20 protein-coding genes are annotated in these 23,897 nt (G+C 66.4%); 8 read left to right on the top strand and 12 right to left on the bottom strand.

Translation table 11 applies throughout. The features are described 5' to 3' along the window. The first annotated feature begins 86 nt into the window (after positions 1 to 86). The 6 genes from ACE3RQ_RS06265 (at position 87) to ACE3RQ_RS06240 (ending at position 6,822) form a co-directional block, all read left to right on the top strand. Positions 87 to 962, top strand: a complete 876-nt coding sequence (locus tag ACE3RQ_RS06265; RefSeq protein WP_374520999.1) for a branched-chain amino acid ABC transporter permease — start codon at positions 87 to 89, stop codon at positions 960 to 962. 74 nt (positions 963 to 1,036) lie between these two features. Next, the gene (locus ACE3RQ_RS06260) at positions 1,037 to 2,113 is read left to right on the top strand and encodes a branched-chain amino acid ABC transporter permease (protein WP_374520997.1); all 1,077 of its coding nucleotides are present in this window, start codon (positions 1,037 to 1,039) and stop codon (positions 2,111 to 2,113) included. Between the two features lie 6 nt (positions 2,114 to 2,119). Beyond that, positions 2,120 to 2,944: an ABC transporter ATP-binding protein gene (locus tag ACE3RQ_RS06255; protein ID WP_374520995.1), complete on the top strand. Its 825-nt coding sequence runs from the start codon at positions 2,120 to 2,122 to the stop codon at positions 2,942 to 2,944. Next, the gene (locus ACE3RQ_RS06250) at positions 2,941 to 3,729 is read left to right on the top strand and encodes an ABC transporter ATP-binding protein (RefSeq protein WP_374520993.1); all 789 of its coding nucleotides are present in this window, start codon (positions 2,941 to 2,943) and stop codon (positions 3,727 to 3,729) included. Before ACE3RQ_RS06255 ends, ACE3RQ_RS06250 begins: the two co-directional genes overlap by 4 nt. Positions 3,730 to 3,760: 31 nt before the next feature. After that, positions 3,761 to 5,623 (top strand): long-chain fatty acid--CoA ligase, encoded by a 1,863-nt coding sequence (locus ACE3RQ_RS06245; protein ID WP_374520991.1) that lies wholly within the window; start codon positions 3,761 to 3,763, stop codon positions 5,621 to 5,623. A 35-nt stretch (positions 5,624 to 5,658) separates the two neighbouring features. Beyond that, positions 5,659 to 6,822, top strand: a complete 1,164-nt coding sequence (locus ACE3RQ_RS06240; protein ID WP_374520989.1) for an ABC transporter substrate-binding protein — start codon at positions 5,659 to 5,661, stop codon at positions 6,820 to 6,822. Positions 6,823 to 6,940: 118 nt separating this feature from the next. On the opposite strand, the gene ACE3RQ_RS06235 is transcribed toward ACE3RQ_RS06240, so the two are convergent. The 4 genes from ACE3RQ_RS06235 to ACE3RQ_RS06220 form a co-directional block, all read right to left on the bottom strand. Next, entirely contained in the window at positions 6,941 to 8,188 is a 1,248-nt protein-coding gene (locus tag ACE3RQ_RS06235; protein ID WP_374520987.1) for an MFS transporter, read from the bottom strand. Between the two features lie 170 nt (positions 8,189 to 8,358). Then, positions 8,359 to 8,838, bottom strand: coding sequence for a thioesterase family protein (locus tag ACE3RQ_RS06230; protein WP_374520985.1), 480 nt, complete (start codon positions 8,836 to 8,838; stop codon positions 8,359 to 8,361). Between the two features lie 11 nt (positions 8,839 to 8,849). Then, positions 8,850 to 10,025 carry an acyl-CoA dehydrogenase family protein gene (locus ACE3RQ_RS06225; protein WP_374520983.1) on the bottom strand — a complete coding sequence of 392 codons (1,176 nt, stop codon included), beginning with the start codon at positions 10,023 to 10,025 and terminating at the stop codon, positions 8,850 to 8,852. 32 nt (positions 10,026 to 10,057) lie between these two features. Next, positions 10,058 to 10,729: a TetR family transcriptional regulator gene (locus ACE3RQ_RS06220; protein ID WP_374520981.1), complete on the bottom strand. Its 672-nt coding sequence runs from the start codon at positions 10,727 to 10,729 to the stop codon at positions 10,058 to 10,060. Between the two features lie 110 nt (positions 10,730 to 10,839). Here ACE3RQ_RS06220 and ACE3RQ_RS06215 point away from each other — a divergent pair, with 110 nt between their 5' ends. Next, positions 10,840 to 11,445: a hypothetical protein gene (locus ACE3RQ_RS06215; protein ID WP_374520979.1), complete on the top strand. Its 606-nt coding sequence runs from the start codon at positions 10,840 to 10,842 to the stop codon at positions 11,443 to 11,445. A gap of 27 nt (positions 11,446 to 11,472) precedes the next feature. Here ACE3RQ_RS06215 and ACE3RQ_RS06210 read toward each other — a convergent pair whose 3' ends face one another. The 3 genes from ACE3RQ_RS06210 to ACE3RQ_RS06200 all read right to left on the bottom strand — a co-directional run bounded on the left by ACE3RQ_RS06210 (position 11,473) and on the right by ACE3RQ_RS06200 (position 14,642). Further along, positions 11,473 to 12,672, bottom strand: a complete 1,200-nt coding sequence (locus ACE3RQ_RS06210) for a hypothetical protein (RefSeq protein WP_374520977.1) — start codon at positions 12,670 to 12,672, stop codon at positions 11,473 to 11,475. A 158-nt stretch (positions 12,673 to 12,830) separates the two neighbouring features. Then, positions 12,831 to 13,325, bottom strand: coding sequence for a hypothetical protein (locus tag ACE3RQ_RS06205; protein ID WP_374520975.1), 495 nt, complete (start codon positions 13,323 to 13,325; stop codon positions 12,831 to 12,833). A gap of 549 nt (positions 13,326 to 13,874) precedes the next feature. Beyond that, positions 13,875 to 14,642, bottom strand: coding sequence for an enoyl-CoA hydratase (locus ACE3RQ_RS06200; protein WP_374520974.1), 768 nt, complete (start codon positions 14,640 to 14,642; stop codon positions 13,875 to 13,877). A gap of 161 nt (positions 14,643 to 14,803) precedes the next feature. On the opposite strand from ACE3RQ_RS06200, the gene ACE3RQ_RS06195 reads away from it, so the two are divergent. Further along, positions 14,804 to 17,107: a patatin-like phospholipase family protein gene (locus ACE3RQ_RS06195; protein ID WP_374520972.1), complete on the top strand. Its 2,304-nt coding sequence runs from the start codon at positions 14,804 to 14,806 to the stop codon at positions 17,105 to 17,107. 16 nt (positions 17,108 to 17,123) lie between these two features. Here ACE3RQ_RS06195 and ACE3RQ_RS06190 read toward each other — a convergent pair whose 3' ends face one another. The 5 genes from ACE3RQ_RS06190 to ACE3RQ_RS06170 all read right to left on the bottom strand — a co-directional run bounded on the left by ACE3RQ_RS06190 (position 17,124) and on the right by ACE3RQ_RS06170 (position 23,889). After that, positions 17,124 to 17,930: an acyl-CoA thioesterase gene (locus tag ACE3RQ_RS06190; RefSeq protein ID WP_374520970.1), complete on the bottom strand. Its 807-nt coding sequence runs from the start codon at positions 17,928 to 17,930 to the stop codon at positions 17,124 to 17,126. A 69-nt stretch (positions 17,931 to 17,999) separates the two neighbouring features. Beyond that, positions 18,000 to 19,205: an acetyl-CoA C-acyltransferase gene (locus ACE3RQ_RS06185; RefSeq protein WP_374520968.1), complete on the bottom strand. Its 1,206-nt coding sequence runs from the start codon at positions 19,203 to 19,205 to the stop codon at positions 18,000 to 18,002. Positions 19,206 to 19,215: 10 nt separating this feature from the next. Beyond that, the gene (locus tag ACE3RQ_RS06180) at positions 19,216 to 21,615 is read right to left on the bottom strand and encodes a 3-hydroxyacyl-CoA dehydrogenase NAD-binding domain-containing protein (RefSeq protein WP_374520966.1); all 2,400 of its coding nucleotides are present in this window, start codon (positions 21,613 to 21,615) and stop codon (positions 19,216 to 19,218) included. Between the two features lie 31 nt (positions 21,616 to 21,646). Further along, positions 21,647 to 22,090 carry a DUF2147 domain-containing protein gene (locus ACE3RQ_RS06175; RefSeq protein ID WP_374520964.1) on the bottom strand — a complete coding sequence of 148 codons (444 nt, stop codon included), beginning with the start codon at positions 22,088 to 22,090 and terminating at the stop codon, positions 21,647 to 21,649. A 2-nt stretch (positions 22,091 to 22,092) separates the two neighbouring features. Then, positions 22,093 to 23,889 (bottom strand): acyl-CoA dehydrogenase C-terminal domain-containing protein, encoded by a 1,797-nt coding sequence (locus tag ACE3RQ_RS06170; RefSeq protein WP_374520962.1) that lies wholly within the window; start codon positions 23,887 to 23,889, stop codon positions 22,093 to 22,095. Positions 23,890 to 23,897: the final 8 nt, after the last annotated feature.

Below are 23,897 nucleotides of genomic sequence, written 5' to 3'. Positions count from 1 at the left end.
TAACTCCCGGCAGCCAGGCCAATCGTTGCGCGCCATTCGGCCGCGAACAAGCGCAGGCAGACCAAGAATTCACAGGAGACACGTTCGTGCAACTGCTGCAATTGCTGATCAGCGGCGTGGCGCAAGGCTGTATCTACGGCCTCATCGCGCTGGGCTTCGTGCTGATCTACAAGGCCACCGAAACCGTGAGCTTCGCGCAGGGCGACCTGATGATGGTGGGCGCCTTCGGTGGCCTGGCCGCGATGACGATGCTGGGCTTTCCGTTCTGGCTCTCGGTGCCGGCGGCCATCATCGGCATGGGCGTGTTCGGGGTGCTGCTGGAGCGCCTGGTGGTGCGCCCCATCCTGGGGCAGCCGGCCTTCTCCATCGTGATGCTGACCATTGGCGTGGGCTATGTGCTGCGCGGCCTCATCACCATGATTCCCAACATCGGCACCGAGACCCACACGCTGCCGGTGCCGTATGCCGGCCAGGTGCTGAACATGGGCGCGCTGGTGATCTCGGCCGAGCAGATCGTGGTGATCGGTGCCACGGCCGTGCTGTGCCTGGGCTTGTTCGCCATGTTCAGCTACAGCAAGCTGGGCATCGCCATGCAGGCGGCGTCGCAGAACCAGCTCGCGGCCTATTACATGGGCATTCCGGTGAAGCGGCTCAATGGCCTGGTGTGGGGCCTAGCCGCGGGCGTGGCGGCCATTGCGGGTCTGCTGCTGGCACCCATCACCTTCGTGCACGCCAACATGGGCTTCATTGGCCTGAAGGCCTTTCCGGCGGCGGTGGTGGGCGGCTTCACCAGCCTGCCCGGCGCCATCGTGGGCGGGCTGATCATCGGCATCGTCGAGGCGCTCTCTGGCTTCTACCTGCCGGAAGGCTTCAAGGACATCGCGCCTTACATCGTGGTGCTGATCATGCTGGTGCTCAAGCCCAACGGCCTGTTCGGCGAGAAGCTGCGCAAAAAGGTCTGACCGCCCCACCCCACTGGTTTTCCCTTTCTCACCCGCGATCTGCCCCAAGCAGCCCGCACAGGACCTGACCTGACATGAGATTCCTTTTCAAGACGGACTACGACCAAGACATCCGGCTGGCCAAGCACGGCGGGCACGTCTTCTGGTACGGGCTGCTGGGCTTGCTGCTGCTGGCCGCGCCCTGGCTGATGGACGAGTACTGGCTGGCGCAGCTCACCTTCGTGCTGATCTACGCCATCGTGGGCCTGGGCCTGATGCTGCTGGCGGGCTTCACCGGCCTGTTCTCGCTGGGCCACGCGGCCTTTCTGGGCGTGGGCGCGTACACGCAGGCCATCATGGTGAACGCCGGCCTGCCCTTCCCGCTGGCCCTGGCCTGCGCCGGCCTGCTGGCGGCGGCCGTGGGCATGGTGGTGGGCTTGCCGGCGCTGCGGGTGAAAGGCATTTACCTGGGCATGGCCACGCTGGCCTTCGGCTTCATCGTCGAGGAAGGGCTGGCGCGCTGGGAGCACGTCACCGGTGGCAACGCCGGCCTGATGGTGAAGGCACCGCAACTGCTGGGCTGGGAACTGGACAGCACGCTGGAGTTCTACGGCCTGTGCCTGGTGGTGTGCGTGGGCGCCACGCTGGGCATCGTGAACCTGATGCGCTCGCCCACGGGCCGGGCCTTCGTGGCCATTCGCGATTCGGAGATCTCGGCGCAAAGCATGGGCATTCACCTGGCGCGCTACAAGACGCTGTCGTTCGCGCTGTCGGCCGCGCTGGCGGGCATTGGCGGGGCGCTGTACGCGCACAAGATCCAGTTTCTCTCGCCCGACCAGTTCGGCATCATCCAGTCGATTGACCTGCTGCTGATGGTGGTGATCGGTGGCCTGGGCTCCATCCACGGGGCCTTCCTGGGCGCGATCTTCCTGATCGTGATGCCCCAGCTCATCTCGCTGGGCAAAGACTTCCTGCCCGCGGCCATCGGCCAGGCCGCCGGCCTGCAGGGCACGGTGTACGGCCTGGTGCTGATCGCCTTCGTGCTGTTCGAGCCCATGGGCCTGTACGGCCGCTGGCTCAAGGTGCGCACCTACTTCCAGCTCTTCCCCTTCTACCGACGCGGCATGTTCAAACGGCAGAAGTCGTTCCAGAAGTCCGACCGCCTGAAGTGAGCCACCATGAGCGACATCCTTCTCTCTGCCCGTAACCTCAGCGTGCGCTTCGGCGGCGTGCTGGCCGTGAACGACGTGAGCTTTGACGTCAAGCGCGGCGAGGTGTTCACCCTGATCGGCCCCAACGGCGCCGGCAAGACCACGGTGTTCAACCTCATCAGCCGCATCTACACGCCCACCAGCGGCAGCATCGAGTACGCCGGCCCAGGTGGCACCCTGCCCCTCACCGGCCAGCCCCCGCACAAGATCGCCTCACTGGGCATTGCGCGCACCTTCCAGAACATCGAACTGTTCGAGCACGCCACCGTGCTGCAGAACCTGCTGATCGGCCGCCACATCCACCGCCGCACCAACCTGCTGCAAGAGCTGTTCTTCAGCGGCAAGGTGCGCCAGGCCGAGATCGAGGCGCGCGAGAAGGTGGAACAGGTGATCGACCTGCTGGACCTTCAACACCACCGCGAGTCGCTGGTGGCGGGCCTGCCCTACGGTGTGCGCAAGGTGGTGGAACTGGCGCGCGCCCTGTGCACCGAACCGCAGTTGCTGTTGCTGGACGAGCCCTCTTCCGGCCTGAACGTGGAAGAGACCGACGACATGGCCTTCTGGATCACCGACATCAAGGACGAACTGGGCATCACCGTGCTCATGGTCGAGCACGACATGGGCCTGGTGTCCAAGGTGTCCGACCGGGTGCTGGCCATGAGCCAGGGCCAGGTGCTGGCCACCGGCACGCCCGCCGAGGTGCAGAGCCACCCCGGTGTGATCGAAGCCTACCTGGGCACGGTGGACGATGTGTCCAGCCTGCGCCGCGAAAACGCAAAGGTGACCGCATGAGCGTTCCCACGAGTGACGCCCCCGTTCTGAAGCTGCTCAACGTCGAGAGCGCCTACGGCCCGATCAAGGCCATTCGCGGCGTGAGCCTGCAGGTGCGGCGCGGCGAGATCGCCACGGTGCTCGGCTCCAACGGCGCGGGCAAGACCACCATCCTCAAGACCATCAGCGGCATCATCGATCCGCGCAAGGGCACGGTGGAGTTCAAGGGGCAGGACATCACCGCGCAAGACCCCGCGCACATCGTGCAGCAGGGCCTGAGCCACGTGCCCGAGGGGCGCGAGGTGTTCCCGCTGCTGTCGGTGCGCGACAACCTGCTCATGGGCGCCTACACCCGCAACGACCGCGACGGCGTGGCGCGCGACATGGAGGCAGTGTTCAACTACTTCCCCATCCTGCGCGAGCGCGCCGCACAAGACGCCGGCCTGCTCTCGGGCGGGCAGCAGCAGATGCTGGCCATCAGCCGCGCGCTCATGGCCAACCCCGACCTGATCCTGCTGGACGAGCCCAGCCTGGGCCTGAGCCCGAAGCTCACCAAAGAAATCTTCGAGATCGTGGTGCGCATCAACCGCGAGCGCGGCACCACCATCTTGCTGGTCGAGCAGAACGCCAACATGGCCTTGAACGCCTCTGACTACGGCTACGTGCTGGAGAACGGCCGCATCGTGATGGAAGACACCTGCGCCAACCTGCGCGAGAAAGAAGACATCAAGGAGTTCTACCTGGGCATGAAGGAAGAAGGCGTGCGGGCCGACCGCCGCTGGAAGAAGAAGAAAACCTGGCGTTGAGCCCCACCCCGCCACGACGAGACACGAGACCATGAGCTACCTCTGGGACCTCTCCCACATCCAGCCGCAGACACAAGTCGTCATGCCGGGCGACACCATCCCCGCCGTCTTCTGGAACGCCGTGCGCGCGCGCGGGCCGAACGTGTGGATGCGCCAGAAAGACCTGGGCATCTGGCGAAGCTGGACCTGGAACCAGACCGGCGAGGCGGTGCGCGAAATCGCCCATGGCCTGATGGCACTGGGCTTTGAGCCGCACGAGACGGCGTCCATCCTGTCCAACACCACCATCGAATGGGTCTTGTGCGACCTGGCCGTGCTCAGCGCGGGCGGCGTGGCCAACGGCATCTACCCCACCGACGCGTCCGAGCAGGTGCAGTACCTGTGCGAAGACTCGCGCACCACGGTGCTGTTCGTGGAAGACGACGAGCAGCTCGACAAGGCCCTGGCCGTGCGCGAGCGCCTGCCGCTGTTGAAGAAGATCGTGGTGGCCGACATGGAGGGCCTGCGCGACCTGCACGACCCCGGCGTGATGAGCCTGGCCGAGCTGCGCGAGCTGGGCCGCCGCCACGCCGCCGAGCACCCGGGCGAGCTGGAGCGCCGCGTGCAGGCGGTGAAGCCCGATGACCTGGCCATCCTGGTCTACACCTCGGGCACCACCGGCAAGCCCAAGGGCGCCATGCATTCGCACAAGGGCCTGGTGTACACCGTGCGCGGCTACAACACCTTGATCGCCCGCGACGAGCAAGACGAGTGCATGTGCTTCCTGCCGCTGTGCCACATCGCCGAGCGCATGGGCGGCGAGTACTTCTCGCTCTACACCGGCGCCAAGCTCAACTTCGTGGAAAACCCCGAGACCGTGCCCGAGAACGTGCGCGAGATCGCGCCCACGGTGTTCACCGCCGTGCCACGCGTGTGGGAGAAGTTCTATTCGGGCGTGATGATCGCGCTCAAGGAGGCCGGCCGCCTTCAGCAAGCCGCCTATGCCTGGGCCATTGGCGTGGGCGAGCAAGTGGCCGACCGCGTCATGAAGGGCCAGTCGGTGCCGTCTGGCCTGCGCTGGCGCTTCAAGTTGGCGCGCGTGCTGGTGCTGGACAACGTGCGCAAGCTCATTGGCATCCACCGCGCGCGCTTCCTCGTGACTGGCGCAGCACCCATCTCGCCCGACCTGGTGCGCTGGTACCTGGCCCTGGGCGTGCCCATGCTGGAGGTGTGGGGCATGACCGAGACCTGCGGCGCCTCCACCGGCATTCCGGTGAACCGCATCAAACCGGGCAGCATTGGCCCGGCGGCCACCTACAACGAGGTGAAGATCGCGCCCGACACCGGCGAGATCCTGGTGCGAGGGCCCAACGTGTTCATGGGCTACCTGAACCTGCCCGAGAAAACCGCCGAAACCATCGACGCCGATGGCTGGCTGCACACGGGCGATGTGGGCGTGGTCGATGAGGAAGGGTTTTTCCGCATCACCGACCGCATGAAGGACATCATCATCACCGCAGGGGGCAAGAACATCACCCCCAGCGAACTGGAAAACGAGCTGAAGTTCTCGCCCTACATCACCGACGCGGTGGTGATTGGCGACAAGCGGCCCTACCTGACGGTGATCATCATGATCGACCAGGAAAACGTCGAGAAGTACGCACAAGACAACGATGTGCCCTTCTCCAACTACGCCAGCCTCACGCGAGCGCCTGAGGTGCAGGCGCTCATCCAGGGCGAGATCGACCGGGTGAACAAGAAGTTCGCCCGCGTGGAGCAGATCAAGAAGTTCTTCCTGCTCGACACCCAGCTCACCGCCGAAGACGAAGAGCTCACGCCCACCATGAAGCTCAAGCGCAAGCTTGTGCAGCAGAAATACGCCGAGCAAATCGAAGCCATGTACCGCTCGGCCTGATCACCCCCCTTGCCACCACACAGGAGACACACGGCATGAAACACCAGCTCACCCTCACGGCCGCCCTGGCCATGGCCATGGCCGCGGGATCGGCGATGGCCCAGTCGCAGGGCGTGACCAAAGACGAAATCGTCATCGGTTCCATCCAAGACCTCTCTGGCCCGCTGGCGGGCTTCGGCAAGCAGGTTCGCCTGGGCATGATGCTGCGCGTGGACGAGGCCAACGAGCAGGGCGGCGTGAACGGCCGCAAGGTCAGACTGCTGGTGGAAGACTCGTCCTACGACCCGAAGAAGGCCGTGCTGGCCGCGCAGAAGCTGGTCAACCAGGACAAGATCTTCGCCATGGTGGGCCACATCGGCACGGCGCAAAACATCGCCGCCATGCAGGTGCAGTTCCCGAAGAACGTGATCAACTTCTTCCCGGTGACGGCCGCGCGCGAAATGTACGAGCCCTTCCACAAGCTCAAGTACTCGTTCGCCGCCACCTACTACGACCAGATTCGCCTGGCCCTGCCCAAGCTGGTGCAGGAGAAGAAGGCGCAGAAGGTCTGCATCATGTACCAGGACGACGAGTTCGGGCTTGAGGTCAAGCGCGGCGCGGACGATGGCCTGAAGGCCATGAACATGAAGCTGGCCGAAGAGACCACCTACAAGCGCGGCGCCACCGACTTTTCTTCGCAGATGCAGAAGCTGCAGTCCAGCCAGTGCGACTTCGTGGTGCTGGGCACCATCATCCGCGAGACCATCGGCGCCATCGCCACTGCCCAACGCCTGGGCTTCAAGCCCGCCTTCCTGGGCTCTAGCGCGGCCTACACCGACCTGATCCACAAGCTGGGTGGCCCCGCCATGGATGGCCTCTACGCCACCATGACGGTGCAGCACCCCTACCTGGACGAGGCGGCACAACCCATTCGCTTCTGGGCCAACAAGTACAAGACCAAGTTCAACGAAGACCCGACGGTGTTCTCGGTGTACGGCTACAGCGCGGTGGACGCCTTCCTGCGCGCTGCTGGCAAGGCTGGGCCTGGCCTCAGCACAGACAGTTTCATCAAGGCCATGGACAGCACCACCATTCCGCCGGACATCTTCGGCTCGGCTGAGATGACCTTCACCTCCACCAAGCGCCTGGGCAGCAATGCCACCCGCCTGTCGCAGCTGCAAGGCGGCCGCTGGAAGGTGGTGTCCGAGTACATGAAGTGACGGGCTGACCGCTTATGCGCTCGCCGGGACTGCGACACCCCGGCGAATTCAAAGCCCGCGCTCTGCGCGGGCTTTTTTTGTCTTCCTCTCCACCACTGCGGCAAGAGTGGGACGGGCTTCAGCTGGAAAGCGGGCCGATCTCTTGCAATTCCCGACCGCGCGTCTCAGGCAGCAGGAGGGCGGTCACGATGACCAGGCCGTAGCAGGCGGCCGCGGCCAACCCCAGAATCACCCCCAGGTTGCCATTCGCGCTCCACACACCAATGAGGGCTGGAAAGGCCGCACCGATGGCCCGCCCCACGTTGTAGCAAAAGCCCTGCCCCGAGCCACGCAATTCATTGGGAAACAGTTCGGCCAAAAAAGCACCCATGCCTGAGAAGATGCCCGAAAGGAAGAAACCCAGCGGAAAGCCCAGCACCATCATCCACTCGTTGGTAATGGGCATCTGCGTGTACGAGAGCACCAGCACCGCCCCCATCGAGGCGAACAGCAGAAAGCAGCGGCGGCGGCCAATGGCGTCGTTGAGCCAGGCGCTGCACAGGTAACCCGCCAGCGAGCCGGCGATCAGCACCAACAAGTAGCCACTGGTGCCGAACACCGACAAGTGCCGCTCGGTCTTGAGGTAAGTGGGCAGCCAGGTGGTGACCGAGTAATAGGCCCCTTGCATGCCGGTGGCCAGCAGGCTGGCCAGCACGGTGGTGAGCAGCCATTCGCGGCGGAAGATGCCCAGGAAATGCGCACCACTGCGCATGCCCTGCGTCTTGCGCACGGTCTCCAGGTAGATCGGGGGGTCCTCCACGTTGCGGCGGATGTAGACGATGAGCAGGGCCGGCAGGATGCCCACCCAGAACAGGGCGCGCCAGGCCTGCTCGGGCGGCAACACAGCGTACAGACCCCAGAACGCCAGGGCCGAAGCGGCCCAGCCAATGGCCCAGCTGCTCTGCACCAGGCCCACTGCCTTGCCACGGTGACGGGCCTGGATGGTTTCAGCGATCAGCACCGAGCCCACTGCCCATTCGCCCCCCATGCCCAGGCCTTGCATCGCCCGGGTGAAGAAGAGCTGTTCGTACGACTGCGTGAACCCGCTGAGAAAGGTGAACAGCGCGAACCAGACCACCGTCCACTGCAGCACCCTCACCCGGCCGTAACGATCGGCCAGCACGCCTGCCAGCCAGCCCCCGACAGCCGAGGTGAGCAAGGCCCCCGTGGCGATGTAGCCCGCCTGCGCCTTGCTCAACCCCCAGAAGGTGATGAGGGTCGGAATCAGGAACGTGTAGATCATGTGATCGAAGCCATCGACCGCGTAGCCAGCGTAAGTGGCGGTCAATGTGCGTCGTTCAGTGGGAGAGGTTTGGGAGAGCCACATGCGGCACCACCTTCCAAAAAGGTTGAACAGGCCGACTGGCCTGGGTGCCCATCGGCGCTCCGTCAAAGAGCGGCCGAAGTGTATTCTTTTTAATTATTTTTTATGAAGAAGTAATCAGCAAGTCGTAAGTAAAACCCCAGGCAGGCGCCCCGCCTCGGACCAACCCAGCCTCAGCTCACGATGTACGCACCCGCGCCGGTGGACAGCAGCTTGCCGTCCGCCCCGCGAAACTCCATGCGGGTGCTGGCCACGCGAGAGCCCAGGCGCATCACCTCGGCGTGGATGGTGAAGTGCTCACCGATGCCGGGGCGCAGGTAGTCGATGCGCAGGTCAATCGTGCCGAGCTTGGTGAAGCGCATCAGGCGCTGCTCGGGTGGCTCGTCCATGTGGCGCGCGCCGATGGCCGCCATCACCGCCAAACCGCCCATGGCGTCCAGCCCGGCGCTGATGACGCCGCCATGGATGCGGTTGTGGGCAAAGTGCCCCACCAACTGGGGCTTCATGTCGATGCGCGCCTCCACCCGGTCGGGCAGGATCTTCAGGATCTTCAGGCCCAGTACCTGGTTGAAGACAACCTTTTCTTCAAAGATGGTGGTCAGGCCCTGGACAAACTCGGGCTCGAACTCGGCGGGTGGTGGGGTCTTGTTCATGTGAGAGACGATCAGGCGGAAACGGGGCGCTTGGCGATGCCCATGATTTTGCTGAGGATGCCCAGCATCACCTCGTCGGCGCCGCCGCCGATGGAGGCGAGGCGACCGTCGCGAAACTGGCGCGAGACTTTGTTTTCCCAGGTGAAGCCCATGCCGCCCCAGAACTGCAGGCAGGTGTCGGGCACCAGGCGGTTCAGGCGCCCGGCCTTGAGCTTGGCCATGGTGGCCCACTCGGTCACGTCTTCGCCGGCCACGTAGTGCTCGCAGGCCTGGTAGGTGAGCGCGCGCAGCGCCTCCACCTCGGTTTTCACCTCGGCCAGCTTGAACTGCACCCATTGCTGGTCGGCCAGCGACGAGCCAAACAGCTTGCGGTCTTGCGCCCACTCCACCGTCCACTGGATGCAGTTGGTCAGGCTCTGCAGGCAACTGGCGGCGCACCACAGGCGCTCTTCCTGGAACTGCTGCATCTGGTAGATGAAGCCCTGGCCCTCGGCGCCAATGCGGTTTCGCTGCGGCACGCGCACCTCGTCAAAGTACAGCAGGCCGGTGTCGCTGCTGTTCATGCCGATCTTCTTGATCTTCTTGCCGATCTCGATGCCCGGGCGCAGCTTGCCGTTCTCGCGCAGCGGCACGATGACCAGGCTCTTGTTCTTGTGCACCGGGCCCTCGCCGGTGTTGACCAGCATGCACATCCAGTCGGCCTGCAGGCTGTTGGTGATCCACATCTTCTGGCCGCTGATCACGTAGTCGTCGCCGTCTTTTCGGGCCACCGTCTTGATGCCCGCCACGTCGCTGCCCGCACCGGGCTCGCTCACGCCGATGCAGCCCACGGCATCGCCGGCGATGGCCGGCGCCAGGAACTCGCGCTTGAGTTCCTCGCTGCCAAAGCGCGCCAGCGCCGGGGTGCACATGTCGGTCTGCACACCGATGGCCATGGGAATGCCGCCGCAGTCGATGTGGCCCAGCGCCTCGGCCATGGCAATGCTGTAGCTGTAGTCCAGACCGGCACCGCCATAGGCCTCGGGCTTGGTCAGGCCCAGCAGGCCCAGGTTGCCCAGCTTCTTGAAAACCTCGTGCGCCGGGAACATCTCGGCGGCTTCCCATTCGTCCACATGGGGGTTGATCTCCTCGTCAATGAAGCGCTTGAGCGTGTTCTGGATCTCGCGATGGGTGTGGGTGAACTGCACGGGTGGTCTCCTTCGGGTGGTGAAAGCGACGCTCAGACGGCGTCTCGCAAAAACAGGGTCAGGGCGGTGTCGGTGAGTTCGTCCAGCGTGGCGCGGCCGCGCGCATCGAACCACTGGGCCGACCAGTTCAGCGCACCGAAGATCAGCAGGCGGGCCAGGCCCGGGTCACCGCGCAAGGCGCCGCTGGCGTGCAAGGCCTGCAGCACCGGCAGCCACGCGGCCTCGTAGGCGCTGCGCAGGCGATTGACCTCGGCGCGTTGCCCGGCCGAGAGCGAACGCCACTCGTACAGCATCACCGGCACGAAGTCGCTTTGCGGGCCCAGCAGCACATCGAAGTGCGCCCGCACCAGCACGCGCAGGCGCTGGCGGGCGTCCACTTGGCCGGCGGCATCGGCCTGCGCCAGGGCCTGGCGCTGGTGTTCCACCGCGCGCTGCATGCCCTCCAGCATCACCCCGGCCAGCAAGGCCTGTTTGTTCTCGAAGTGGTAAAAGGGCGAGCCCGCCTGCATGCCGGCGGCCGCCGCAATGTCGCGCGTGCTGGTGCCAGCGAAGCCCTGCTGTCGAAAGAGGTGGGCCGCCGCCTGCAGCAAGGCCTGGCGGCGGTTGCCATCGTCGCGCTCGTCCAGCGTCTTGCGCGGGCGACCGCGGGTGCGCCGCGTGGCATCGGGGGCGTCAGGAAAGTCGGTCGGGGGTGTGGCGGGCATACGTGGCCGCACCTTAGCAGCGGCCCCGATTTTCAGCAAGCAAACGCTCGGCAAAAATAGAGGCACCGCTGTCGCGGGGCGGACAACGGGCTGCGGGGACAATACCCCCCATGGATCTTTCTCTCACCTTGCTGATGGGCGCCATCGTGGGCCTGGTGCTCAACCGCGCCGAACAGGCGCGCCGCGTGGCCCTGCTGGGCCGCTGCCTGCAGCCGCTGCAAATCGAATCGCTGCTCGAAACCCTGACCGACGGCTACCTGCGCGCCATGGGCGAAGACGACCCCCAGCGCCGCCAGGCCGTCTGGCAGGTGCTGCAGGGGCATGAAGCCCGCCTGGTGCAACAGCTCGACACCCTGGCCCGCGACGTGGCCCAGCTCGACGCCGCCAGCACCCGCGCCAGCGCCTGGCCCATGGCCCTGCCCCTGATGCCCAAGCTGCTGCCCGGCGCCTGCTTTGACCTGCGCGCCGCGCTGCGCGTGCACGCCGACGGTGTGGCCCAGGTGGCCGCCAACGCCGAGGGCCTGAGCGAGCGCGACCGGGCTTTTCGCCTGAGCGCCGAGCTGCTGCTGTTCCAGCACACCTGCCACCGCTTCTGCCGCTCGCGCGGCGTGGCCTCGGCGCGGCTGCTGGCGCGCCACCGCACGTCACTGCAACAGGTGCTGGCCGCCGTGTCGCCCCAGACCCGCGACGGCCTGGCCGCACTGGGCCTGCGCTGACGACGGCAACAGGCAGTCAAGCACGCATCAGCCCCAGACCAACGTCAGCACGCCAAACACCAGAGGCCATGCCCGAGCCGTGACCCACTTGGTCCAGTGCTGGCGCAGTTCCTTGAACCAGACTTCGCACGCCCACGGCGACAGATCCACACAGGCGCCCTGACCATCGTGCATCTTGTCCAGCGCCTCCAGCAATTGCTGCTTGGCGGCAGTCAATGCCACACAACTGGACGCAATCTTCGATTTGGCAAATGCCTGAGCTGACATTTGCCAGGGCAAAGCAGCCTCCTTTGCAGCGACCCATGCTTTCAGCTCCCGGGCCACATCGCCAAGCGCTACCTTGAACTCGCACAAACCCAGGTAGGCATCGGACGATCTTAGGGCGTCTGGCACATCGGGGTCGACCACACGCCACTCGATGTCGGCCACGCCCAAATGACGATTCGCGATCTGCTCACGCAATCCCAGGATCAACTGATTCAGCGAAAGCACCAGAGCAGCCGGCCACTGTGCTGACAGCTCCACCACCAGCTTCTGCCTGCCACCTTGCAGCCGAATTCGCTCCAACACTTCGAGCACATCCAGCCATTGCCGATTGGTCAGGCGGGTGGTGTCAGTCAACTGCGGCTCGTTGCGCTCGAACCATCGACAACACCAGTAATTGAGCAACATGTCTCGTTGCCCCTGCGCATCCCGACGTGCGAAGAGAGCCTGATCGGTGTCGTTGTCGTCGTCCGTGGACTCAGTCGCGTCATTTGACTCGCTTGCACCCTGGTCTTGAAGACACAGGGCGTCCGTCGGCTCCGGTGTTGCACAAAACGACAGAAGTGCGGGGCTGCCTCTCCAAGCCCGAAGAAACTCATTGGGCCACCAGACCACGACCATGCCTGGACCGCCTCCGCTGAGGATCCATTGCAGCATCGAGACATCGCGTCCGGGCAAATCGTTCAACAAGGCGCCATGCGTGCGCAGGTCTAGCACCGCCTCGCCAACCTCCAGCTGGCGCAAGACGCAGTCGAGCAGTTCAGACAAAGCAGATTGGCAACGGTCCTCGGAGGCCAGGGTGTGTGGTCCTCGGCCCGCCGGCAAGGCTCTCAGCCCCTGGCGGTAGTGGTCCAGGGCATCGCGACGCCATTGAACCATCTGATCAGCCCGCGAAACAGGTGCAGGCGGGTTGCCAAAGTCTTGGGGCGATGCAGAGAGACAGGGAACACGAGGGTCTTCCATGGTGACAGCTCAATTGACAGGCTCGCCCACCGGCCACCATGGCCGGTGAGCAGCTCCCATGGGTGACCCCGCACAGCGCGGTGTCCCCTCCGAAACTCGCTAGGGCATCCGGCACCAGTGGGCACCAACGGCCCGTTGAGAAAGCGGCGCGCCACCGTTCAAGCAGCATCAGTTGACGAATCATCGCCGGGCCCGCGAGGGGTGCCAGGCTGCGTCGCAGGCGTTCGCCAGCCACCGGGGTCCGCGGCATCTCGCACCAGGCATGTTGCCCATTCCGGAGGCCATCGCACCGGAAGGGGCAGCACGCCAAGGGCATCAAGGTCAGCCAAGCGCCGACGTGCAGCTTGCGTCATTCGGTTGACGACTCCTGAGCAGGCAGTCCAGTCAATGCAATCGCTCTGGCCCTGAACCGCCTCGCGCGCCGTCTGCAGCAGGCGCTGCAGGTCATGGGCAGACCGGTCCAGCAGCAAACGGCGAGCGGTGTCTTCCAATCCATTAGGGCTGGCAGAAAACTCGCGCTCGAGGTCTTGCTGCGCAAATCGGGCCCAGCTCTGCATGGCCTGCTCCCATGTCGGGTTTGTGGGTGTTTGTTCCATCGAAACAGTTCCTTTGATTTCAGCAATGACCAATTCGCCCAGCTTGGGAGACGCCATCGTGGGCGGGCCGGTGCGCGCGATGGACCGACTCAATTGGGGGTGTCATCGGCATCGTCATCTGAAGAGACGTCAAGTTGAACCGCTGGCGCGCCCGCGGGACTCAGATCCTCGGGCCATGCCAGCTGCGTGCCGCCCAGCAGGCCCGATGCTTGAAGAAAGGCCAAGGCGGCACGGGCTCCTCCCGACATCAGGCGGAGCAGCTGCCTGTGCGGGTTGAGGTCAATCAGGGTCGAACCAGATCGCACGTGGTGACGAATCGGTTCGGCCAGCAGATCCCCCCATTGGCAGGCAGGCCGCGAATAGGGTCTTGCTGGTCGTGCGGCGACATGTCCGCGCCGGTATGGGCTACCCAGATATCGAGTGCGGCACGCAGCACGGCCACCGGTTGCTGCGCTGCCGTGGGATCGTCTTGAGGTATCACGTCGAAGGTCCTTCCTGTGGTGGCCGACCAAGCACCGATTGCCTGGACGTCCCCTACGCTTCGACACACGCCGCCACCCGGCGTCCCCTGGTCGACACCTTAAACGAGCCGCCCAGGGGATGGGCTCACACCTTCGAGAAATCGGGCTTGCGCCGCTCCATGAAAGCGGAGAACGCTTCTTTGGCCGCCGGTTCGCGCAGCATGCGGCCAAAGCTCTGGGCCTCTTCGGCCATCACGGCCAGCACCTGCGCCATCTGGCCCTTCTTCATCAGGCGCTTGGTCTCCAGCAAGGCCGACAGCGGCTTGGCCGCCAGCTTGCGCGCCGTGGCCTGGGCGTAGGCATTGGCCTCGGTGGGCGGCACCACGCGGTTGACCAGGCCCACCTCCAGCGCGGCCTCGGCCATGAAGGGCTCGCCCAGCAGCAGCGCCTCGGCCGCGCGGTGGTAACCCAGCATTTGCGGCACCAGCAGACTGGACGCGGCCTCGGGGCACAGGCCCAGGTTCACGAAGGGCATGGAGAAGGCCGCGTTGTCGCCTGCGTAGACCAGGTCGCAGTGGAACAGCATGGTGGTGCCGATGCCCACCGCCGGGCCGCTCACGGCCGCGATCACCGGCTTGGGAAACTGCGCCAGCGCGCGCAGGAAACGGAACACCGGCGCGTCGTCGCCCGAGGGCGGCTGGTTCAGGAAGTCGGCGATGTCGTTACCAGCGGAAAAAATGGTTTCGTGGCCCTGAAAGACCACGCACCGCACCGCGCCGTCGGCCTGGGCCGCGTCCAGTGCGTCGGCCAGCGCGGCGTACATGGCGGCGGTGATGGAATTCTTCTTGTCCAGGCGGTTGAAGGTGATGGTGCAGACACCGGCTTCGGTGTGGGCAAGGATGTCGCTGCTCATGGTGTGACGCGGGTAAAGGGTTGGGGATGGGGGGTTGGAAACAGGGCCTGCAAGTTAACACGAAGACCCGGGCGCACAGGCCCGGGAATGCCCGCCACGCGACACACACATGCCCTCTGGGCCGCCCTACACTGGCGCCCTGCCCGCCCCCGTCAACCGCCATGCCTTTGTTTTCCCTTGCGCGCTCGCGCTGCCTGCCCCTTGTCCTGTGCCTCACCTTGACCTGGCTGGCCAGCCCCTGGGCGCTGGCCCAGACCGCGAGCCAAGGCACGCCCGCCGCCACCCCCGCATCGCCCACGCGGCCGGTGGTGGGCCTGGTGCTCTCAGGTGGCGGGGCGCGGGGTTTCGCCCACGTGGGCGTGCTCAAGGCGCTGGAGGCCGCCCGCGTGCCGGTGGACTTGATCGTGGGCACCTCGATGGGCGCCATCGTGGGTGGGCTGTACGCCAGCGGCATGACGGCCGAGCAACTGGAGCGCGAAATCCTGGCGGTGGAATGGGGTGGCCTGTTCAACAGCCGCGAGCCGCGCCAGTTGCTGTCGCAGCGCCGCAAGGAAGAAGACTTCGAGATGTCGCCGGTGCTGCAACTGGGCTTTCGCGACGGCGAGTTCCGGCTGCCGCGAGGCGCGGTGTCCAGCCGCTCGCTGGAGATGCTGCTGCGCCGCTACACCCTGTCCACCCGCCACCTCGACACCTTCGACCAACTGCCCACCCGCTTTCGCGCCGTGGCCACCGACATGGAAACCGGCCAGGCGGTGGTGATGGACCGGGGCGACCTGGCCGCCGCGCTGCGGGCCAGCATGTCGGTGCCAGGCGTGTTCTCGCCACTGGAGATCGACGGCCGCATCCTGGGCGATGGCGGTCTGGTGAACAACCTGCCGGTGGACGTGGCGCGCCAGATGGGCGCGCAGGTGGTGATCGCGGTGAACATCGGCACGCCACTGGCCGGGCGCGATACCCTGGGCAGCGTGCTGGGCATCACCGCGCAGATGGTGAACATCCTCACCGAGCAGAACGTGCAGGCCAGCATCGCCACCCTCACCCGCGACGACTTGCTGCTGGCGCCGCCCCTGGGCACGCTCACCTCTGCCGATTTCGCGCGTGCCCCCGAGCTGGTGAAGCTGGGCAACGACTACGCCCGCACCGTGCGCGAGGCACTGGCCCGTTTCGCCGTCGAGCCAACGGCCTACACGGCCTGGACACAAACCCGCGCCGATCAGGTGCGCGCCAATTCCGACCGCATCGGTCTGCTGGCCAGCATCCAGTTCGAAGGCGTGAGCGAAGCGCGTGCCGAGCGCCTGGCCACGGCCATCGACACCCAGTTGGGCGAGCGCATCGACATTGGCCGGCTGGAGAAAGACCTGCAGGAACTGGCGGCCATGGGCGACTACGAGCGGGTGGACTACACCCTCACCCGCCGCGCCGGCACCGACCAGGAAGACCTCGCCATTCAATTGCGCGAAAACCATTGGGGCCCCAACTACTTGCGCGTGGGGCTTGACCTGCGCACCGACTTCCAGGGCCAGGGCGGTTTCAACCTGCGCATCAGCCACAACCGCCACTGGCTCAACGACGAGGGCGCGGAGTGGCGCAACCGACTGCAACTGGGCGAGACCACCGGGCTCTACTCCGAGATCTACCAGCCGCTCACCCTGGCCAACGACCGCTTTGTGTCGGCCTACATCGACGCCAGCTTGCGCAAGTTCGAGCTGTACGACGCCGACGGCGCCGCGCGAGCCCTGGTGCAGCGCGCCAGCGCCCGCGTGGGTGTGGACATCGGCTGGCCCATCGGCCTGCGCGGCGTCATTGGCGACATGCGCCTGGGCGTGGTGGGCCAGCAGCGCAGCGCCGAGCCCGAACTGGTCTCGGGCGCTGTGCCCTCCAGCTCGATCTACACCTTGCGCTGGCGCGAAGCGGGCTTGCGCGCGGCCGTCATGGCCGACCAGCTCGACTACGCCAACTTCCCCTCCTCGGGTTACCGGGCACTGGGCGAGGTGGTGGTGGGCCGGCGCAGCTACAACCGCGCGCCCAGTTCCACGTTCTCGCGCGTGGAGGGCGCCTTCACCGGCGCCAAGACCTGGGGCGTGCACACGCTCAACGTGGGCGCCCGCATGGCCTACGCCAGCCAGATTCCCCTGGGCGCGGTGGACGAGTACTCGCTGGGCGGCTTCCAGCAGCTCTCGGGCTACCGCGTGGGCCAGGTGGCGGGCAACTACTTGCTGTTTGGCCGCCTCACCTACTACCAGCGCCTGCCCTGGGACGCGGGCGTGGCGCGTGCGCTGTTCGTGGGCGGCTCACTGGAGGCCGGCAACGCCTGGACCGAGCGGCGCGACATCTCGTGGCGCAGCCTGCGCACGGGCTCCAGCCTGTTCGTGGGGGCCGACACCGGCATCGGGCCGCTGTACCTGAGCATCGTGAGCGCCCCGCGCGGCTACACCGGCCTCTACCTGTTCCTGGGCCGGCCCTGAGGCCCGGGGCCCGCGCTCAAGACTTGTAATAGACGATCTGGTGCGTGGTGGCCAGCAACTGGCCGGCTTCGTTCCAGAGCTGGGCTTGCTGGTCGGCAAAGCCATGGCGAAACACCTGGGCCTGCGCCTGCCCCAGCAGCCAGCCCGTGCCGGTGCTGGCCATCTCGGCCGCGCCGGCGTGAAAGTACACCGTCATCGACACCGTGCCCACCGGCACCATGGTGGCGCGGCGCAGCCACACGCGAGGAAAGAAGCCATCGGCCATCGAGGCGGTGCTGCAGGCATCGAGCGCGCGCGGCTGGGCGTCGCGAATCCACACCTGGGTGCGGCTGCTGCTGCCCGAGCCGTCCCACTCGGTGGGCAACTCGCCTTCGATGAAGCGCATGTCGTAGCGGCTCACCCATTCCACCATGGCGCGTCGCGCCGGGCGGGGCACCGCCTCGGGCGCGGGCACGTCGGGCATGGCGTGGTCTTGCACCGCCCAGGTCTCGCGCTCCACCGCCGTGACCACCGTGGCGGTGGACGCCACCTCGCCCCCCTGGTGCAACTCCACCACCCAGTGCTGGGTGGAGCGGTTGGTGCGCACCGGGCGCGCCACCACCTCAAACGCGCCATCGGCCACGGCCGCCGCGAAGTTCACCGTGAGGGCCACCGGGTCGCCCAGGCGCTGGGGGTGCTGCATCACCGCGTTGAGCAGCGTGGCCGCGCTCACCCCACCGAAGGGCCCGACCATGTTGGCGTAGGCCGGCGAGGTAGCCCCCGCGAAACGGTCACCCCCCAGGGGCTGCAAGGCAATGGCGTGATCGAAGGGATGTGTGCTCATGGCCGAGAGTGTGAAGGGAGGCGAGGCCGGGCGAAGTCGTGTGCGTGACCGCCCGGCCACGGGGCAGGCTCAGACCCGCTCGAAGATGCCGGCGGCGCCCTGGCCCATGCCCACGCACATGGTCACCATGCCGTAGCGCTTCTGGTGGCGGCGCAGGGCGTGCACCACGGTGGCCGAGCGAATGGCACCGGTGGCGCCCAGCGGGTGGCCCAGGGCGATGGCGCCGCCCATGGGGTTGACCTTGGCCGGGTCTAGGCCGAGCGTGTTCACCACCGCCAGCGACTGCGCGGCGAAGGCCTCGTTCAGCTCGAACCAGTCGATGTCGCCCTGGCTCAGGCCGGCGTACTTCAGCGCGGCCGGAATGGCCTCCACCGGGCCGATGCCCATGATGTGCGGCGGCACGCCACGGCTGGCGTAGCTCACGAAGCGCGCCAGCGGCGTCAGGCCAAAGCGCTTGACCGCCGCCTCGCTGGCCAGGATCAGCGCGCCCGCGCCGTCGCTGGTCTGCGAGCTGTTGCCGGCCGTCACCGAGCCGCGCGCGGCGAACACCGGGCGCAGGCGGGCCAGGCCTTCCAGGCTGGTGTCGGGGCGCGCGCCTTCGTCCAGGCTCACGGTGCGGGTGCGGGTGCTCACCTCGGCGCTCTCCAGGTTCACCTGGCGCTCGGTCACCTCCACCGGCGTGATCTCGTCGGTGAACTCGCCGTTCTGCATGGCGATCACCGCGCGCTGGTGCGACTGCAGCGCGAAGGCGTCTTGCGCCTCGCGGCTCACCTTCCACTGCTGCGCCACCTTCTCGGCCGTCAGGCCCATGCCATAGGCGATGCCGTAGTCGTTCACGTTGTCGGTGTTGGCGAAGATGGCCGGCGACAGGCTGGGCGCGTTGCCCATCATGGGCACCATGCTCATGCTCTCCACGCCAGCGGCGATCATCACCTCGGCTTCACCCACGCGAATGCGGTCGGCCGCCATGGCCACGGCCGACAGGCCCGAGGCGCAGAACCGGTTCACCGTGATGCCGCCCACGCTGTGCGGCAGGCCCGCCAGCACCGCGCCCACGCGGGCCACGTTCAGGCCTTGCTGGGCCTCGGGAATGGCGCAGCCGGCGATCACGTCTTCCACGGCCTTGGGGTCCAGGCCGGGCACCTGGGCCATGGCCGCGCGCAGCGCATGGGCCAGCAACTCATCGGGGCGCAGGTGCTTGAACGAACCCTTGTGGGAACGACCAATGGGCGTGCGGGTGGCGGCGACGATGTAAGCGTCTTGGATCTGTTTCATGGTCGTGTCCTCAGTTCCGCACGGGCTTGCCGGTGTTGAGCATGCCCAGGATGCGTTCTTGCGTCTTGGGGTGGGCGATCAGCGAGCAGAACGCCTGGCGCTCCAGGGTCATGAGGTATTCCTCGCTCACCAGGGTGCCGGGGTCCACGTCGCCACCGGTCACCACACCAGCGATCAGGCTGGCGATGTGGAAGTCGTGCTGGCTGATGAAACCGCCGTCGCGCATGTTCACCAACTGGCCCAGGATGGTGGCGCGGCCATCGCGCCCGGCCACCGGGAACAGGCGCTTGTGCGGCGGGCGGTAACCGGCCTCGAACATGGCCCGGGCCTGGCCCAGCGCCACGTGCAGCAGCTCGTCCTTGTGGGGCACGACCACGTCGTCTTCCAGCAAGTAGCCCAGTTGGCGCGACTCGATGGCGCTGCTGCCCACCTTGGCCATGGCCGCGGCGGTGAAGCCTTCGGTGAGGAAGGGCAGCAGGTCTTTGCCGGTGGATCGCTCGGCGGCCTCGGCCGCGCGGCGCGCGATGTAGGTCAGGCCACCGGCACCCGGCACCAGGCCCACGCCCACTTCCACCAGGCCGATGTAGCTTTCCATGTGGGCCACGCGGCGGGCGCTGTACACCGCCAGTTCGCAGCCACCGCCCAGGGCCAGGCCGCGAATGGCGCTGACCACCGGCACGTGGGCGTAGCGCAGGCGCAGCATCATCTGCTGCATGAAGCCCTCGGCGTCTTCGATGGCCGCCACGCCCACAGCCATGAAGGCCGGCAGCGTGGCCTGCAGATCGGCGCCGGCGCTGAAGGGCTCGTCGCCCGACCAGATCACCAGGCCCTTGTACTCGGCCTCGGCCAGGTCGATGGCGGCCATCAGGCCCTCGCAGACCTCGGGGCTGATGGCGTGCATCTTGGTCTTGATGCTGGCGATCACCACCTCGTCGTCCAGCGTCCAGACGCGCACGCTGTCGGTTTCCTCCAGCGTCTTGCCCGCCGTCTGGAACACGGGGCCGGCCTCGCCCAGCAGGCGCTCGGGGAAGCGCTGGCGCGCGTACACCGGCAGCTCGCGGCGCGGCTCGAACACGCCCTTGCCCGGGTTCCAAGAGCCCTGCGCGGTGTGCACACCGCCGGCCTCGGCCACCGGGCCCTTGAATACCCACTCGGGCAGCGGCGTGCGGCACAGCGCACGGCCGGCGTCGATGTCTTCCTGAACCATCTTGGCCACGTCCAGCCAGCCCGCTTCCTGCCACAGCTCAAAGGGGCCTTGCTTCATGCCGAAGCCCCAGCGCATGGCCTGGTCCACGTCGCGCGCGGTCTCGGCGATGCTGGCCAGGTGCACGGCCGCGTAGTGGAAGCTGTTGCGCAGAATGGCCCACAGAAACTGGCCCTGCGGCCCTTCGCTGTTGCGCAGCAGTTGCAGGCGCTGGGCGGCGGGCTTCTTGAGCATGCGGCCGTACACCTCGTCGGCCTTCTGGCCGGCGGGCACGTAGTCGCCGCTCTCCAGCTCGAAGCGCATCACGTCGCGGCCCACCTTCTTGTAGAAGCCGGCCTTGGTCTTCTGGCCCAGGTGGCCCTTTTCGATCAGGGCCTTTAGCACGGGTGGCGTGCCGAAGCTGCCGTAGAACGGGTCGGTCTCCAGGCTCAGGTTGTCTTGCAGCGTCTTGATGACGTGGGCCATGGTGTCCAGGCCCACCACGTCAGCGGTGCGGAAGGTGCCACTGCTGGCGCGGCCCAGGCGCTTGCCGGTGAGGTCGTCCACCACGTCAAACGTCAGGCCGAAGCGGTCCACCTCTTGCATGGTGGACAACATACCGGCGATGCCGATGCGGTTGGCGATGAAGTTGGGCGTGTCCTTGGCGCGCACCACGCCCTTGCCCAGGCCGGTGGTCACGAAGGCCTCAAGCTGGTCCAGGATCTCGGGCTGCGTGGCGGGCGTGGCGATCAACTCCACCAGCGTCATGTAACGCGGCGGGTTGAAGAAGTGGATGCCACAGAAGCGCGGGCGCAGCGCCTCGGGCAGGGCCTCGGACAACTGCGTGATCGACAGGCCCGAGGTGTTGGACGCCAGGATGGCGTGCGGCGCCACGTGCGGCGCGATCTTCTGGTACAGGTCGCGCTTCCAGTCCATGCGCTCGGCAATGGCCTCGATGATCAGGTCGCACTCGGCCAGTTGCGCCAGGTGCTCTTCGTAGTTGGCCTGGCCGATCAGCTCGGCGTCGCGCGCCACGCCCAGGGGCGAGGGCTTGAGCTTCTTCAGGTTGTCGATGGCCTTGGCCACGATGCCGTTCTTCGGGCCTTCTTTGGCCGGCAGGTCAAACAGCACCACCGGCACCTTCACGTTGACGAGGTGGGCCGCGATTTGCGCGCCCATCACGCCCGCGCCCAGCACGGCGACTTTTTTCACTTGGAATCGTTTCATGGAAAGTCCAGACAGATAAGGGGCCGAGCGTTCAGTGAACGCGCTGCCAGACCTGGGTTCGGTAGAAAGGGCCGATGTAGCCACGCATCTCCAACTGCTGCCCGCCGTTCACGGGCTTGAGCCGGGTGCGGTACACCTTGCCGTTGTTCGGGTCAACGATGTCGCCGCCATCAAACACGGCCGGGTCGCTGCTGCTCTGGCGCAGGTTGCGCAGGATGGTCAGCCCCACCAGGGGCTGGTCCCGGCGCTCGTCGGTGCACTTCTCGCACACCGCCTTGGGGTCGGTGGTCGGGTCGAGCAGCTTCTCGATGCGACCGCTGAACACGCCGTCGGCCTCGCTGATGCGCACCAGCGACTTCTCTTTCTTCGAGTCGTCGTCGATGGTCTTCCACAGGCCCACCGGGCTCATCTGGGCCTGCGCCGGCAGGCACAGGCCCAACAGCAGCCAGGCGCTTGTCGCGATGAGCGCCTTCATGCTCAGGCCAGCGCGGCGTCGGTGTCCATCAGCACGCGGCTGCCGGCGCGGGCCTGGCGCATCAGCGTGGCTGTCTCGGGGAACAGGCGCGCGAAGTAAAAGCGCGCGGTCTGCAGCTTGGCGGTGTAGAACGGGTCGGTGCTGCCAGCGGCAATGGCGCGGGTCGCCACCTGGGCCATGCGGGCAAAGAAGTAGCCGAACACCAGGTGGCCCACCACGCGCAGGTAGGGCACGGCGGCGGCGCCCACCTCGTCGGGGTTCTGCAGGCCCTTGAAGCCCACTTCCATGGTGAACTTGGTGATCTGCTCGCCCAGGCCCGCCAGGGGGTTGATGAACTCGGCCATCTTCTCGTTCACGCCCTCTTCTTCCACCAGCGCGGCCACGAGCTTGCCGAACTTCTTGAGCGTGGCGCCCTGGTTGCCCAGCACTTTGCGGCCCAGCAGGTCCAGGCTTTGCACGGTGTTCGTGCCCTCGTAGATCATGTTGATGCGGGCATCGCGCACGAACTGCTCCATGCCCCATTCCTTGATGTAGCCGTGGCCGCCGAACACCTGCTGGCAGTGGTTGGTGGCCTCAAAGCCGTTGTCGGTGAGGAAGGCCTTGGCGATGGGGGTGAGCAAGGCCAGCAGCTCGGCACTGTCCTTGCGCACCTTGTCTTCGGGGTGGTTCAGCTCCTTGTCGAGCAGCAGGGCACAGAAAGTGAGCAGCGCGCGGCCACCTTCGGCATAGGCCTTGGCGGTGAGCAGCATCTTGCGCACGTCGGGGTGCACGATGATCGGGTCGGCCGGCTTGTCCTTGGCCTTGGTGCCCGAGAGGCTGCGCATCTGAATGCGATCTTTCGCATAGGACAGTGCGTTCTGGAAAGCCACTTCGGTCAGACCCAGCGACTGGTTGCCCACGCCCAGGCGGGCGGCATTCATCATCACGAACATGGCTTGCAGGCCCTTGTTGGGCTGGCCCACCAGGGTGCCCACGGCGCCGTCCAGCACCATCTGGCAGGTGGCATTGGCGTGAATGCCCATCTTGTGCTCCAGGCCGCCGCAGTAGATGCCGTTGCGCTCGCCCAGCGAGCCGTCGGCCTTCACATGGAACTTGGGCACCAGGAACAGGCTGATGCCCTTGCTGCCAGCCGGCGCATCGGGCAGGCGGGCCAGCACCAGGTGCACGATGTTCTCGGCCAGGTCGTGTTCACCGGCGGAAATGAAGATCTTCTGGCCGGTGAGGCGGTAGCTGCCGTCGGCCTGGGGCTCGGCCTTGGTGCGCAGCAGGCCCAGGTCGGTGCCGCAATGGGGCTCGGTCAGGCACATGGTGCCGGTCCATTCGCCGCTGGTGAGCTTGGGCAGGAAGGTGGCCTTCTGCTCGGCCGAGCCGTGGGCGTGCAGGCACTCGTAGGCGCCGTGCGACAGGCCGGGGTACATGGTCCAGGCCTGGTTGGCGCTGTTGAGCATTTCGTAGAAGCACTGGTTCACCACGAAAGGCAGGCCCTGGCCACCGTAGTCGGGGTCGCACGAGAGGGCCGGCCAACCGCCCTGCACATACTGGGCATAGGCCTCCTTGAAGCCCTTGGGTGCCTTCACCTCATGGGTGGCGCGGTCCAGCGTGCAGCCTTCCTCGTCGCCGCTGATGTTCAGCGGGAAAGCCACCTCGGCGGCGAACTTACCGCCCTCTTCCAGCACCGCGTTGATGGTGTCGGCATCCACCTCGGCGTGCTTGGGGCAGGCCTTGAGTTCGTCAACGACGTTGAACACTTCGTGCAGCACGAACTGCATGTCGCGCAGCGGCGGGTTGTAGGTGGGCATGTGTGTCT

Origin of the sequence: Hydrogenophaga sp., assembly GCF_041913525.1 — a bacterium.
In the GTDB taxonomy this organism is placed as follows: Bacteria; Pseudomonadota; Gammaproteobacteria; order Burkholderiales; family Burkholderiaceae_C; genus Hydrogenophaga.
This window is presented reverse-complemented; position numbering and strand designations above follow the sequence as displayed.